The 14,769-nt window shown below is 46.1% G+C and carries 15 protein-coding genes; 12 read left to right on the forward strand and 3 right to left on the reverse strand.

The features are described from left to right. Positions 1 to 17 precede the first annotated feature (17 nt). The 11 genes from DHX103_RS14190 to ccpA all read left to right on the forward strand — a co-directional run bounded on the left by DHX103_RS14190 (position 18) and on the right by ccpA (position 10,333). Entirely contained in the window at positions 18 to 530 is a 513-nt protein-coding gene (locus DHX103_RS14190) for a hypothetical protein (RefSeq protein WP_422122875.1), read from the forward strand. A 12-nt stretch (positions 531 to 542) separates the two neighbouring features. Beyond that, the gene (locus tag DHX103_RS14195; RefSeq protein ID WP_422122876.1) at positions 543 to 860 is read left to right on the forward strand and encodes a thioredoxin family protein; all 318 of its coding nucleotides are present in this window, start codon (positions 543 to 545) and stop codon (positions 858 to 860) included. 61 nt (positions 861 to 921) lie between these two features. Continuing rightward, the gene (locus tag DHX103_RS14200; RefSeq protein ID WP_422122877.1) at positions 922 to 1,737 is read left to right on the forward strand and encodes a DUF1444 family protein; all 816 of its coding nucleotides are present in this window, start codon (positions 922 to 924) and stop codon (positions 1,735 to 1,737) included. Beyond that, positions 1,734 to 2,342: a YtpR family tRNA-binding protein gene (gene ytpR / locus DHX103_RS14205; RefSeq protein WP_422122878.1), complete on the forward strand. Its 609-nt coding sequence runs from the start codon at positions 1,734 to 1,736 to the stop codon at positions 2,340 to 2,342. Before DHX103_RS14200 ends, ytpR begins: the two co-directional genes overlap by 4 nt. A 6-nt stretch (positions 2,343 to 2,348) precedes the next feature. After that, positions 2,349 to 4,754 carry a DNA translocase FtsK gene (locus DHX103_RS14210; protein ID WP_422122879.1) on the forward strand — a complete coding sequence of 802 codons (2,406 nt, stop codon included), beginning with the start codon at positions 2,349 to 2,351 and terminating at the stop codon, positions 4,752 to 4,754. Between the two features lie 141 nt (positions 4,755 to 4,895). Next, positions 4,896 to 6,209, forward strand: a complete 1,314-nt coding sequence (gene murC, locus DHX103_RS14215) for a UDP-N-acetylmuramate--L-alanine ligase (RefSeq protein ID WP_422122880.1) — start codon at positions 4,896 to 4,898, stop codon at positions 6,207 to 6,209. 136 nt (positions 6,210 to 6,345) lie between these two features. Next, a complete protein-coding gene (locus DHX103_RS14220; protein WP_422122881.1) occupies positions 6,346 to 6,837 on the forward strand; it encodes a DUF948 domain-containing protein in 492 nt (163 codons plus the stop codon). A gap of 35 nt (positions 6,838 to 6,872) precedes the next feature. Further along, positions 6,873 to 7,637 (forward strand): YtxH domain-containing protein, encoded by a 765-nt coding sequence (locus DHX103_RS14225; protein WP_422122882.1) that lies wholly within the window; start codon positions 6,873 to 6,875, stop codon positions 7,635 to 7,637. A 14-nt stretch (positions 7,638 to 7,651) separates the two neighbouring features. Next, positions 7,652 to 7,981: a bacillithiol system redox-active protein YtxJ gene (gene ytxJ / locus DHX103_RS14230; RefSeq protein ID WP_422122883.1), complete on the forward strand. Its 330-nt coding sequence runs from the start codon at positions 7,652 to 7,654 to the stop codon at positions 7,979 to 7,981. A 168-nt stretch (positions 7,982 to 8,149) separates the two neighbouring features. Continuing rightward, positions 8,150 to 9,235, forward strand: a complete 1,086-nt coding sequence (locus DHX103_RS14235; RefSeq protein ID WP_422122884.1) for a bifunctional 3-deoxy-7-phosphoheptulonate synthase/chorismate mutase — start codon at positions 8,150 to 8,152, stop codon at positions 9,233 to 9,235. 99 nt (positions 9,236 to 9,334) lie between these two features. Next, positions 9,335 to 10,333 carry a catabolite control protein A gene (ccpA, locus tag DHX103_RS14240; RefSeq protein ID WP_422122885.1) on the forward strand — a complete coding sequence of 333 codons (999 nt, stop codon included), beginning with the start codon at positions 9,335 to 9,337 and terminating at the stop codon, positions 10,331 to 10,333. Between the two features lie 66 nt (positions 10,334 to 10,399). Here the strand turns inward: ccpA and DHX103_RS14245 are convergent, their stop codons facing one another. From DHX103_RS14245 to DHX103_RS14255, 3 genes are read right to left on the reverse strand one after another with little or no spacing between them, the layout of a single operon-like run. Continuing rightward, entirely contained in the window at positions 10,400 to 11,593 is a 1,194-nt protein-coding gene (locus tag DHX103_RS14245) for an acetoin utilization protein AcuC (RefSeq protein ID WP_422122886.1), read from the reverse strand. Next, entirely contained in the window at positions 11,563 to 12,207 is a 645-nt protein-coding gene (locus DHX103_RS14250) for an acetoin utilization AcuB family protein (protein ID WP_422122887.1), read from the reverse strand. The genes DHX103_RS14245 and DHX103_RS14250 overlap by 31 nt, the downstream gene beginning before the upstream one ends. An 18-nt stretch (positions 12,208 to 12,225) precedes the next feature. Next, the gene (locus tag DHX103_RS14255; protein WP_422122888.1) at positions 12,226 to 12,858 is read right to left on the reverse strand and encodes a GNAT family N-acetyltransferase; all 633 of its coding nucleotides are present in this window, start codon (positions 12,856 to 12,858) and stop codon (positions 12,226 to 12,228) included. Positions 12,859 to 13,028: 170 nt separating this feature from the next. Here DHX103_RS14255 and acsA point away from each other — a divergent pair, with 170 nt between their 5' ends. Continuing rightward, the gene (gene acsA, locus DHX103_RS14260) at positions 13,029 to 14,747 is read left to right on the forward strand and encodes an acetate--CoA ligase (RefSeq protein ID WP_422122889.1); all 1,719 of its coding nucleotides are present in this window, start codon (positions 13,029 to 13,031) and stop codon (positions 14,745 to 14,747) included. Positions 14,748 to 14,769 lie beyond the last annotated feature (22 nt).

The raw sequence follows: 14,769 nt of genomic DNA on the forward strand, positions 1-14,769 counted from the left end.
GCAGGGGAGGAAGACGCGTGAAACGCTCAGCTTTTATTACAGGAACTGTGTTATCCGTATTATTATTAGCGGGATGCATGGGAACTCCTGAAGAACGATTGGCGGAAGGGCTTTCTGAAACCCGCCTGGCTTTTGAAGAAGAGCCGCCGGAAACCAATGAAACCGCCGGGGGGACAGAGCTTTATCTGCCTGGAGGGTACGACCTTGAAGAACCTTCTGATGAAAACAATATCATTTTAACCAAGGGCAGCGATTCCTACGTGCTGTTCATCAATCCCAACGAAGCTGCAGACAGTAAATTCTTTTATGATCTGCAAAAAGCGAACGAAGAACAGGAATGGACAGCGGATGAGACATTCGAACAAAATGGCCGTTTCGGTTTTGCAACTTTGAGAAGCATTGCGGATGACCGGTTTGAAGTGGTCGTCAGCGCAGGCGGCGTTAAGATGACGACTATTTCGGAAGAGTCGGATGTTCCTGGAAATATGGAATGGATGATGAAAACTGTTCGTTCGATCGAAGAAAATTGAGGTGAATCATGCATGAAGAAACTGGAATCAATCGAGCAATTTAATGACTACAAAAACAACCACAAATCAATATTCATGTTTACAGCCGGATGGTGTCCGGATTGCCGCGTCATCGACCCGATTATGCCGGATATTGAACAAAAATTTACAGATTATCATTTCCTGTCAGTAGACCGGGACGAATTCATCGACCTTTGCATCGAGTTGGATGTTTACGGCATTCCGAGTTTCCTGGCTTTCAGCAACGGACAGGAACTGGACCGTTTCGTCAGCCGCGACAGGAAAACGCAGGAAGAAATTGAAGGCTTTATTGCCGGATTGCAATCATAATATAACGACGGTTCGCCTGCGAAGGTCGAGCCGTTTATTTTTGACAGAGAGGAAGATCGATATGAACTCCACACAATTAGTGAACCTTTTAAGAGAAAAGTTGCCAAGCCGGGACTTGGAATGGCGCTACGACCGCGAAAAAAATACAGCGAATATCCACCATAAAAAAATCGGCAAAGGCCTGACACTGGACCTGCCGAAAATCACAAGCCGCTATGAAACGAAAGGCGAAGAAGCGGTGAACGAGATTATTTACACGATCAACGAAACTTTCAAAGCGATGGAGCGCGAAGCTGAAGGGGATCTGCCAGGGGGAGAACACATCTATCCGGTCATCCGTTCCACTTCTTTTCCAGTGGTGTCCAATGAGGGAAACCGCTTTATCACAGCGGACCATACAGCGGAAACCCGGATATTTTATGCGCTCGATACTGGGGCGGCCTATCGCTTAATTGACGAAAATGTGTTAAATTCATTAAGTCTGACAGAAGACCAGCTCAAGGAATTGGCAAGATTCCAGGTCAAGAAGCTGAAAACTGCAGTCAAGGAAGATCACGTGGCTGGAAACGTGTTTTATTTCCTCAATGAAAATGATGGGTATGACGCATCCCGAATCTTAAATGAAAACTTCCTGAAAGATATGAAAAAGAAAATTACCGGGGACATGACTGTGTCCGTCCCGCATCAGGATGTCATGATCATCGGAGATATCCGCAATGAGGCCGGCTATGATGTGCTCGCGCAGATGGCGATGCATTTCTTCACCAATGGCAAAGTGCCGATCACGTCCCTGTCATTCGTCTATGAAAACGACGAATTGGAACCGATATTCATCCTGGCCAAAAATAGACCCGAAGAGGAGAACGATAAGAAATGAATGCATTTTATAATAAAGAAGGAATTGGCGACGTATTGCTGGTTCAATTACAAACAGAAACACCTGAGAAGATCCAAACAGAAATGAGCGGGGACGTCACGCTCATCAAAGACGGAAGCGATGCAATCGCCGGCTTCAACCTGTTCAATGCCTCACAATACATCAGCTTTCCGGAAACCGGAACAATCGATGTCTCAGAACAACTGGTTACCGAATTGCAAAATGCGCTTGAAAAAAACAGCGTTGATTTTCTGCTGGAAGTCGACTTGTCACCTAAATTCGTAGTCGGACATGTGGAATCAATGGAAAAACATCCGAATGCGGATAAATTGAATGTCTGCCAGGTAGCTGTCGGAACTGAAAATCTGCAGATCGTTTGCGGTGCTCCCAACGTGGCAGCGGGCCAAAAAGTGGTTGTCGCAAAAGTGGGCGCCGTCATGCCTTCTGGAATGCTTATCAAAGATGCGGAGCTTCGCGGTGTACCGTCAAGCGGCATGATCTGTTCTGCCAAAGAATTGGCTTTGCCGGATGCTCCTGAAGAAAAAGGGATTTTGGTATTGGAAGATGACTATGAAATCGGATCAGCTTTTGAAGTAAAGGCGTGAGTTGTTATGAGCTGGGTTAAAAAAGTATGGAACCGTATGTTTGTCGATGACACCGAGGAAGAAATTGAACCCGAATACACAGCTCCTGTTGAACAGAAGAGGTCCCATGTGCCTTTTCGTTTTCCATTAATCACAGATGAGGAAAGAGAAGTTTTTCTAAAAAAAGAGCAAAGTGGCGAAAAAGTCACGATGGCTGAAGTCAGGGAAGAACTGAGAAGCCGGCCAACACAAATGGCACAGTCACCCGTTCGGAGGGAAATTCGGCCGGAACCAAGGATGGCAACGCGCCAACCAGTTCAACGGCAGCCCGAGTCTACGAAACCGAAGCAGGAGATCAATAAGCCAGAACCGATTAAACGGCGTTTTGAAGCGACCAGAATTCCATCGCCAATTCATGGTTTTAACGAAAGAAAACCGGTACCTATTGAAAAACTTCTTGAACAGAAAGAATTGAAAGAGGAATTTCAACAGGCGATTCTGCCGCAAGCAAAAGAGGAAAAAAAAGCTATTGAACCGATTCGCGAAAATGCAGAAAGTGCTGCTCCAGCCGAACAATCGGTGCCACAGCCTGAACCGGCCATCGAAGAATGTGCTTCGCTCCCTGCAGATTCAGCAGAACCGGAAGAAAGAACTGCAACAGAACCTGCCGTTGAATCTTTATCAGAACCGGAAACGGATGATTCAACGGCTGATCGTTCGGTACATAGCGAAAAACCTGCAGAAACTACTGGATCGCAGCAGGCTGGCAGCGGCGATGCAGTAAAGAAGAAAGAAAAAACGGTCCCTTTTAATGTGCTGATGTTGAAATCGGATAAAGAGAAATTTAAAAAACTGAATGCTATGGCACCAAAACAACAACCGATTACGCCTCCGGTCGCAGAGCCGACTCCAGCAGCGGAACCGGCAGCTGTTCCAGAAAAAGCAGCAACGGAAGAAACGCCTGTTATTGAAGCAGCAGAACAAACAGCAGGTGCGGAATCTGCTGAAATGCCACCTGTCTCAAGTTATGAATATCCGCACAGCAATTTTCTGCAAATGCCGGAAAATGACCGGAAAGACGAAGAATGGATGGAAGATCAGGGAGAACGCCTGATAGAAGCCCTGTCTCATTTCCAGGTACAGGCGACAATTTTGAGCATCGTCCAGGGCCCGGCCGTGACACAATTCGAATTGACTGTCGCGCAAGGGGTTAAAGTCAGTAAAATCCGCAATTTGGCGGATGACCTGAAGTTGGCGCTTGCCGCAAAAGACATTCGGATCCAGGCTCCGATTCCGGGTAAAAGTTCAATCGGCATCGAAATACCGAATCGAACTTCAAGAGCCGTCCGAATTTCGGAAGTAATTGGCAGCCCCCAATTCGAGGACTCGGATTCTCCTTTGGAAGCAGCATTGGGACTGGATTTGACAGGGAAACCGGTAACGCTTGATTTGCGCAATATGCCGCATGGCTTGATTGCCGGGGCGACAGGTTCGGGGAAATCGGTATGCATCAATTCGATTCTCGTCAGCCTGCTGTATAAATCGTCGCCTCAAGATCTGAAATTATTATTGATCGATCCGAAAATGGTAGAGCTTGCCCCTTATAATCACATTCCGCATCTGGTCAGTCCGGTCATTACGGATGTAAAAGCGGCCACCGCCTCATTGAAATGGGCGGTTTCCGAAATGGAGCGCCGCTATCAATTGTTTGCTCATACGGGAGTCCGTGACATCAGCCGCTACAATAAGATGGTTAAGGAAAAAGGCGATCATGCGCAGCATCTGCCTTATATTTTGATCGTCATCGATGAGCTTGCCGATCTGATGATGATGTCGCCTTCGGATGTTGAAGACGCAATTTGCCGGATCGCGCAAAAAGCACGCGCCTGCGGCATCCACCTGGTCATTGCTACGCAGCGGCCATCTGTGGACGTTATCACCGGTTTGATCAAGTCAAATATACCGACACGCATCGCATTTTCTGTTTCTTCACAAGTGGACAGCCGCACCATCCTGGATTCACAGGGAGCCGAGCGCTTGCTCGGAAGAGGCGATATGCTGTATCTGGGCAATGGCATGTCTGCGCCAAGCCGTATACAGGGAACATTTGTGACGGATGAAGAAATTGAAAAGATTATTGCACATGTTCGCGACCAGGGAGAGCCCGAATATTTCTTTAAAGAAGAAGAATTGATCAAGATGAATGGCTCTGGAGCCGATCAGGATGATCTATTTGAAGAAGCCTGCCGTTTTATTATGCAGCAAGGCAGCGCCTCAACATCCCTGTTGCAGCGTAAGTTCCATATCGGTTATAACCGTGCGGCGCGGCTCATGGACCTTATTGAAGAACATGGGTTTATTTCAGAGCAGAACGGCAGCAAAGCCCGCTCAGTGCTGATTACTGAAGATGATATTTCAGAAGTATTCCAATAATAAATTCATTATTTCAAAATATCGATTATATTGTATCTGGATAAAAATATGATATAATCAAATAATTGTTTTAACCAATCGGCTATCCACTTCAAATGGGATGGAATAGACTACTTTATAACTTCCACAGGAGGTTCACTTATGACAGTTTTACATTTTACCGGCATAAAAGGCTCAGGGATGAGTCCGCTTGCTCAGATCATGCATGATATGGGGAACGAAGTGCAGGGATCGGATATTGCCAAATATTTCTTTACCGAGGAACGTCTGCGGGATCGGGGCATTTCCATTCTTCCGTTCGACCCGGAAAACATCAACGCGAATATGACGATCATCGCCGGAAATGCTTTTAATGATGAGCATCCGGAACTTGTACGGGCACGGGAAATTGGGGCGACCATCATCCGTTACCACGAATTTCTCGGTGATCTGATGAAACAATATGTCTCTGTCGCAATAACCGGCGCACATGGCAAGACTTCGACGACCGGGTTGATGGCGCATGTTTTGAATGGTTATAAGCCGGTTTCGTATCTTATTGGAGATGGAACGGGCTATGGCGCTGAAGATTCACATTTCTTTGTTGTGGAAGCTTGTGAATACCGCCGTCATTTCCTTGCGTATCATCCGGATTATGCCATCATGACGAATATCGATTTTGACCACCCGGATTATTTTGCCGGCATAGACGATGTCTTTAAGGCATTTGAAGAAATGGCGCAGCAAGTGAAAAAATGCATCATCGCTTGTGGAGATGATGAGCACCTGCAACAATTGCAGTCACCCGTGCCGATGGTTTATTACGGCTTCGGTGAAGAAAATGATTTCCAGGCACGCAATATTATCAAGACCACAGAAGGTACAACTTTTGATGTGGTGATCCGCAATGAATTTTTCCATACGTTTACGATTCCGATGTTTGGCGACCATACGATTTTAAATGCATTGGCGGTTATCTCGCTGTGCCATTATGAAAATATACCGGCTGCCATCATTCAACAGCAATTCAACGGATATGAAGGCGTCAAACGGAGATTTTCACAAACCGATGTCGGCGACCGCATACTGATTGATGATTATGCGCATCATCCGACAGAGATTCGCGCAACTTTGCAATCTGCACGGCAAAAATTTCCGGACCGTGAAGTGATTGCAATCTTCCAGCCGCATACATTTACGCGGACGCAAACATTCCTGCAGGAATTTGCGGATTGCCTCAGTGAAGCTGACCAGGTTTATCTTTGTGATATTTTTGGCTCTGCCCGTGAAGAGGCCGGAACGTTAACCATCAGTGACCTGGAAGAAAAGATTCCGGGCTGCCACTTATTGCAAGTGGAAGACGTGGCCAAACTTGCCGAACATAAAACTGGCGTTTTTCTGTTCATGGGAGCAGGGGACGTTACCAAATTTAAAGCAGCCTTCGAAAATCTGCTGGCTACAGAAAAAACAGTCTAACTTTCGAGTTGGACTGTTTTGTATTTTTTGCAGGTATTTTGTAACCTTTTATAGAAGTAATGTAGGTGGACTGTGTTTAGCCGCACTTCCACAAGGGTAGAAATCTATATAACAGAATGTAAAAGGAGGAATTATCATGGATTGGCAAATACTGCTTTACATAGCCGCAATCGTGGCTGCAGCCGGATTCTTAATTCTATGCGTAGCATTGGCAATGACATTGAATTCGTTGAAGAACACTCTAAAAGAAGTGTCAGGCACAGTTGCAGGGCTCGAAAACCAATTGCAGGGAGTGACGTTGGAAACGACCAACCTGCTGCATAAGACAAACGAACTCGCTGAAGACATTCAGGTGAAGACGGAAAAACTTAACGGTGTTGTAGACGCTGTACAAGGTGTCGGCAATTCGGTAACTGATTTGAATGCATCCGTCAGACGCATTACAATGTCCATCGCTTCGCAAGCAGAACAAAATGAAGAAAAAATTGCGCAAGTTGTGCAGTGGAGCAATGTGGCCATGGGAGTCCGCGATAAATGGAAAGCGCGGAAAGCCTATAACGCCCAGCAAACTGAAAGCTATCAGCCGGTACCGGGACAAAAACAGCTTCCGCATAACGACCAATACTGATTTAAAATACTATTAATTAGATGGAGGAATGCAAAATGACTGGAAACAATGAATTCAATAACCCAAAACCGAATTATAATGATTCTCAGTACAATAAAGACTATTATTCAAATACGGGCCAGAACTATCAGCAAAGTGATTACGAGCCACAGTCTTACGGCATGTCCAGCCGATATGACGACTTGTACGATTACGAAGAAGAGTCAGGCTCAGGCAGCTTTTTGGCCGGTGCATTTGTAGGGGCAGTTATTGGAGCGGCAGTGGCATTATTCCTGGCACCAAAATCAGGAAAAGAATTCCGCGGCGACTTGAATACGCAAGTGACGTCTTTAAAAGAAAAGTCACAAAGCTCGCACACCGATGCTGACAAAGACGGCGGCGGCTTTAAGCAGCAGTTTAAAGATCAGTCGACAAAAGTTGTCGAAAAAGTAAAAGGCATCAAAGGCGGTTCATCGCCAATGGATGATGGCACAGCTTCTTCTGAAGGAGAAGAGTCGATTGATATGCACGCGACTATCGAAAACACTGTCCACGAATCCAATAAGGAAACGGAAACAGCAGGCAATGAAGCATATACATCAACAGCCAATGCATTAAAAGAGGCGGTTGAAGAAGTGAATGATGAGAAGAAATCCGGATCTGGCTATGCGACAGGTTCAACGGCTAAAGGTGACGTTAAACCGAATGTCGGTGCAAATAAAAACTCGAATGCCGGAGACAGCTTCAATCAGAACAAGTCTGGCAACCAGAACAAAAACAATTCCAATTCCAACAGCAATAAAAACAACTCAACAAAATAATTGGAGCGGATAAAATGAAAAATTTGATACGAGTACAGGATTTAGACAGCCTTAAAAAAGCGGTTGACGGCACACAAAGCTTTTGGCTGTTGAAACACAGCAGCACGTGTCCGGTTTCTGCGGCTGCCTGGAACGAATACAATGAGTATTGTTCTTTGCATCCGAACCAGCTTTTCCTGTTCCTGGTCGTTCAGGAAGACAAGGAATTATCACAGGGAATCGCAGAAATCACCCAAATTAAACATGAGTCGCCCCAATTGTTGCATTTCTCGAACATGCAAGTGGATTGGCAGGCGTCTCACAATAAGATCAAAAGCAAGTCCATGCAAGAATTTATTGCTTAATCAGGAAGGCCGGAGCCCAGTGCTCCGGCCTTTTTAAGTGAAATACACTTTAGCGCGTTGAAGCGCTAAAACTTTTCTCGTGACATTAATGGATACTTTGCATATAATGGTCCTATCATGTTAAGATGAATCACCGCTAAAAGGTGATTTACGAAAGGGGAAATTAGGATGAGCCAAACTGATTTAGAACAGCTGAGAGAAAAAGTCGATGCAGTAAACCTGCAAATTCTGTCCCTTATAAATGACAGAGCTTCCGTCATTCAAGAGATCGGAAAAATTAAAGAAAAACAAGGAATGAACAGATATGATCCGCTTCGTGAGCGCCATATGCTGAACTTATTGAAAGATAATAATAACGGTCCATTAGACCAAAAAACGGTTGATCATATATTCAAGGAAATTTTCAAATCCGCTTTGGATATGCAGGAAGAAGATACCCGCAAAACATTGCTTGTATCCCGCAAGAAGAAAGCCGAAGACACGATCATCAATATTAATGGAGAACTGGTTGGGCAAGGCGAACCTTCCTTCATATTTGGTCCATGTGCAGTAGAATCCCAAGAACAAGTAACAACAGTAGCAGAAGCTATTGGAGGCAAAGGCCTGAAGATGATCCGCGGCGGAGCTTACAAACCGCGTACTTCTCCATACGATTTCCAGGGATTGGGCCTCGAAGGTCTGAAAATGTTGAAAAAAGCCGCAGATCAATATAATTTGGCAGTGGTTTCTGAAATCGTTACACCGCATCATTTGGAAGAGGCACTTGATTATGTGGATGTCGTGCAAGTCGGCGCACGCAATATGCAGAACTTCGAATTGTTGAAAGCGGTTGGCAGCATCAATAAACCGGTTCTGCTGAAACGTGGGATGTCTGCAACGATTGAAGAATTTATCAACGCAGCTGAATACATCATCGCTTCCGGCAACAGCCAGATCATTCTTTGTGAACGCGGAATCCGCACCTATGAAAAAGCGACCCGCAACACACTGGATATTTCGGCCGTTCCGATTCTCAAGCAGGAAACGCATTTGCCGGTATTTGTGGATGTAACGCATTCCACAGGGCGTCGCGATCTATTGCTGCCGGCTGCCAAAGCGGCAATCGCAATCGGAGCTGACGGAGTTATGGCAGAAGTGCATCCGGATCCGGCAGTAGCCTTGTCCGATGCACAGCAACAGATGAATCTTCCGCAATTCGACGAGTACTACGATTCGTTGATGAAGTTCATGAAACAATACGAAATGAAAATGTAACACCAAAAAGCCGGGCAGAATCCCGGCTTTTATTTATTTTAGTTGATATACATAAACTCACTGTCGTATGATTGTATAAAAGGGAAAGAGGGCGCTTACATGACCGTAACGATTTATGACGTGGCAAGGGAAGCGAACGTCTCCATGGCAACCGTTTCACGTGTAGTGAACGGCAACCAGAACGTCAAACCGGCCACCAGAAAAAAAGTATTAAAAGTGATTGAAGAGCTCGGCTATCGTCCGAATGCAGTGGCGCGCGGGCTTGCCAGCAAAAAGACCACCACGGTCGGTGTCATCATCCCGGATATATCGAATACCACCTATTCTGAGCTGGCACGAGGAATAGAAGATATCGCAACGATGTACCGGTACAATATTATCCTGTCCAACTCGGATCAGAATGAAAACAAGGAATTGCAGCTTCTTGAAACGATGCTCGGCAAACAAGTGGACGGCATTGTTTTCATGAGCGATATGATTTCTGCTGAACTGCTCTATGAACTGGAGCGCTCGCCAACGCCGATCGTACTGGCGGGATCGATCGAGGAAACCGGTAAAATTGCTTCTGTGAACATCGATTATTATGAAGCGGCTTATGAAGCGGTTAAAAAATTGATTGATAATGGGCACACGAACATCGCCTTCATTTCAGGGCCGTTAACTTCAAAAATCAACAGAGATTACAAAATGAAGGCGTACAGAGAAGCGTTGGAAGATGCCGACATCAACTTTAAACCGGAACTGGTAATCGAATGCAATAATTCCTATGACGAAGGGATGCAGGCAGTGCTGGAGTTGAGGCTACAGAAGCCGACTGCTTATTTTGTCAATAATGATGAAATGGCGATCGGTGTGATCCACGCGGTGGAAGAAGGGGGCCAAAGAATTCCGGAAGATGTAGAAATCATCAGCTATGAGAATTCCAAACTTGCCAGGATGGCCCGTCCAATGTTATCTTCGGTGGCATTGCCTTTATATGATATCGGCGCCGTGTCGATGCGCTTGCTGACAAAATATATGAACAAAGAAGAGATTGAAGAGAACCAGGTGATCCTTCCTTACCGCATCGAAGAACGCCAATCCACTAAAAATGATTGAACTGAATAGTTTTCACCAAAAAGCTGCCCCGGCATTGATGCCGGGGCAGCTTTTTTGGATTCAAATTTAAGAGAGATTTTTCTGCGTGTGGCGAATGATGTAGAGCGATTTCTCCATCATCTGATGGTTCTTATCGGTGATTTCCTCTTTCCTGGGAATCGGATCATACATATTCTGTGGGTCTTCCCAGGTTTCAATCAGTTTTACCGGTGATTCGGGCTGCCATTTTTCGAGCCATTGCTGAGGCAGCTGGCCGCTTGGGAGAGGGATGTCGTTCATTTCCATCCAAAGATACGACCATGCACGGGGGACGACGCGCCAAATGTCATAGCCGCCGCCGCCAACCGCAATCCATTTACCTCCGCAATATTCGTGTGCCAGCTCATGAGCGATTTTAGGTATTTCCTTGTAAATATTCATCGTTCCATAAAGATGTGTCAATGGATCCAAATAATGGGCATCAGCGCCGTTCTGTGAAAGAATCACATCGGGTTTGAAATGTTCCACAATTTCTTTCATGGCTGTGCGGTAGATTTCCAGAAAAGATTCGTCTTCAGTGAAGGCGTCAATCGGAAAGTTGAATGACGTGCCGTAGCCCTGACCATTTCCGCGTTCATTGATATTGCCGGTCCCGGGGAAAAGATAGCGCCCGGTTTCGTGAATCGAAACGGTGCAAACATCAGGATCATCATAAAAACACCATTGAACGCCGTCACCGTGATGGGCATCGGTATCGATATAAAGAACACGGGCGCCGTACTTTTCCTTCAAATAATTTATGGCGACAGAGCTGTCGTTATAAATACAAAAACCGGAAGCCTTTCCGCGGAAACCGTGATGGAGGCCGCCCCCAAGGTTTAAGGCGTGCTGTGCTTTGCCTGTCATCACATAATCGACAGCCGTCAATGTTCCGCCAACGAGTCGTGCGCTGGCTTCGTGCATGTTTTCGAATATCGGTGTATCTTCTGTTCCGATTCCGTAAGCTTCTCCTGCTTCAGGGGTGATTTCCCCTTTGCTCGCTTTTTTTACGATGTCAATATAACGTTCATCGTGTGCAAGCATCAGTTCTTCGTCAGTTGCAATGCGGGCAGGAACGACCAAATCATCTGGAAGCGCATTCATTTCACGCAGCAGATCGACTGTCAGCACGAGCCGCTTTTGATTGAACGGATGGGTTTCCGAAAACTTATAGCCAAGCTGATCGTCGGAGTAAACGAAGATGGCATGTTTTATTCGTTGATTTGCGGCATTTTTGGCCATAGGACATCAAAACCTTCTTTTCGTAAGTCGTTAATTAATGTCAGCGGATTCATGGTCTGGACCCGGAAGACGAGAATTTTATTTTCCTTTTTGTCTCTGTCGGGATACACCAGTACACTGAGCACATTAATATTATGGCGGAAGAAAACTTCGGACACTTCCCGGAGGACGCCAGACCGATCGTGGACGCGGATTTCAATTTGTGAACCCGGCTGATGGGTCCCCGTCAATTCGATGAAAGTGTATAACAGATCTGTTTCCGTGATGAAGCCGACAAGTTTGCCGCTGCTGATGATCGGCAGGCAGCCAACTTTCTGTTCATAGAAAACCATGGCAATTTCTTCAACTGAATCCATCGGATGGGCGGTGATCGGATTTTTGGTCATGATTTCTGCCACTAATTTTTGATAGGGTTCACCTTTTGGTGCTACGGTAAAGCGGGAGGGAAGCGCATCCTTCAAATCGCGATCCGTAACGACACCGACCACTTTTTCTCCATCTACTACCGGGGCATGCCGGATTCTGGCGCGTTCAAACAGATCAATGACATCCTGCACCGTCTGCTGTGGGCTTAACGAATAGACTTCGGTTTTCATGATTTCTTCCAATAGCAATGCAAACACCCCTTCTGTTTAATACATATACCTGTGTTTAAAACGTAATTGATCGAATTGCTGCACTGATTCACGGTCAACACGGCTTCCGATTTTTGCCATCAGACAATTTGCGGGATGCGAGCTGATTTCCGGTTCGTCTGTTGCATAGTATTCCAGACCGCCTGCCTGCATCATTTTTTCCATGATTTTGCGGTATTCCCAGACATTAAGGCCGGTTCCTTTCAAATCCCAATGCCAATAATATTCAGTGGTGATAACGATGAAATCTTCCAAAGCATCGTCCATCATGGATGTTTTCAATAAGGCTTTGCCGACGCCTGTCCCTCTGAATTTTGGAATCACCTCGATCGCGCCCAGTTCAATCAGGTTTTCCATATTTCCTTCTGACCAGCGCTCGAGCGGGTCGGGGTAGAGAAACGTGACATAGCCGACAATGGTATTATTATGTCTTGCGATAAGGATACGGCCTTCCGGCAAATCGGCTATTCCAACAATGGCTTTATGCTGTTGATCGGCAGGACGAAATGCGATCAGGTCTTCATGAAAATCAAGTGACTGGAGTTCATGAGATGGCACTGGCCCTTCAATGATGACTCTGCCGTGCTTCGTCTTCAATTCCATAGCATTATATGTTTTTTTGTGTTCCATCATTTCACCGCCTGTAAGTTTGCAATTAGGTTTATTATACATGATACAGCAACCGAATGGCTAATCACTTTGAAAGCGCTCTCTATTTTCTAAAAAGTGAAAAAAGTTGGCAATCTGGACATTGGCTGATGTAGAATAATAATTAGATATGAATAGAAAGGATGATTTGGATGAAAGTGGAATCACTCCCAGCATTGCCAGGAAACTATAATTTACATAATTACGATGAGGTCGCATCCCAATTTGACTGGGCTGATGTTGAAAAAGAATTCAGCTGGTACAAAACAGGGAAAGTCAATATGGCGCATGAAGCGATTGACCGCCATGCGGAGTCAGAACGGAAAAACAAAGTGGCTCTTTATTATATGGATCAATTCAGAAAAGAATCCTATACTTTTTATGAGATGAAACGGATGACAAACCGTGCAGCGAACATGTTGAAATCCCATTCGAACCTGGAGAAAGGAGATCGGATCTTCATCTTCATGCCCCGGTCACCGGAACTGTATTTCACGATGTTCGGCGCTTTGAAGCTTGGCCTGATTGTCGGTCCGTTGTTTGAAGCGTTTATGGAAGGAGCCATTTATGATCGATTGGACGACAGCGATGCGAAAGCGATCATTACGACGCCGGATTTATTATCGCGGGTGCCATTCGATAAATTGCCGAATTTGAAAACGGTCTTCCTTGTCGGAGAGGGGGTCGAGGAAGATGACCATACGGTGGATGTGCTGAAACAGCTGCCAAACTGTCCAGATAGCTTCGAAGTGGAATGGCTGGACAAGGAAGATGGGCTGGTTCTGCATTATACTTCGGGTTCTACGGGCAAGCCCAAAGGTGTTCTGCACGCGCAATATGCGATGGTGCAGCATCTCCAGACAGCGAAATGGGTGCTCGATTTCAACGAGCAGGATATTTATTGGTGCACAGCCGATCCAGGCTGGGTCACGGGCACTTCGTACGGCGTTTTTGCTCCCTGGCTGAACGGCACAACAACGGTCATTATCGGCGGACGTTTTTCACCGGAAGGCTGGTATAAAGCTATCGAGGATTATGGCGTAACCGTTTGGTACAGTGCGCCAACAGCATTCCGTATGCTGATGGGTGCGGGAGATGCATTGGTGAAAGAATATGATCTATCCACATTGCGCCACGTACTGTCAGTGGGTGAGCCGTTGAATCCTGAAGTGATTCGGTGGGGAGCGCAGGTATTCAAACGGCGCATCCATGATACGTGGTGGATGACGGAAACCGGCGCGCAGATCATTTGTAATTATCCTGCACTCGATATCAAACCGGGTTCGATGGGCAAGCCTGTGCCAGGGATCAAAGTCGCCATCGTGGATGATCAGGGCAACGAGCTGCCTGCCAATCAGATGGGGAATCTGGCCATAGAAAAAGGGTGGCCATCAATGATGCGCCAAATCTGGAACAATCCGGAGAAATTCGACTCCTATTTCCTGAAGGATAAATGGTATGTTTCCGGAGATTCCGCTTATAAGGATGAGGAAGGGTATTACTGGTTCCAGGGACGTGTGGACGATGTGATCATGACTTCGGGTGAACGGGTTGGTCCTTTTGAAGTTGAAAGCAAATTGCTGGAACATCCGGCTGTAGCAGAAGCGGGAGTTATCGGTAAGCCTGATCCAGTGCGCGGCGAAATCATCAAAGCATTTGTGGCTCTGGTGGAAGGCTACGAGCCATCTGAAGAATTAATACAGGATATTCAACAGTTCGTCAAAAAAGGGCTGGCGGCCCATGCAGCACCGAGAGAAATTGAATTTAAAGACAAACTTCCGAAAACGAGAAGCGGTAAAATCATGCGCCGTGTTTTAAAAGCTTGGGAACTGGATCTGCCTGCGGGTGATCTGTCTACGATGGAAGACTAAAGGAACATAGAAAGGGCAGCGG

It is taken from the genome of Planococcus daihaiensis (assembly GCF_049262615.1).
GTDB lineage: Bacteria > Bacillota > Bacilli > Bacillales_A > Planococcaceae > Planococcus.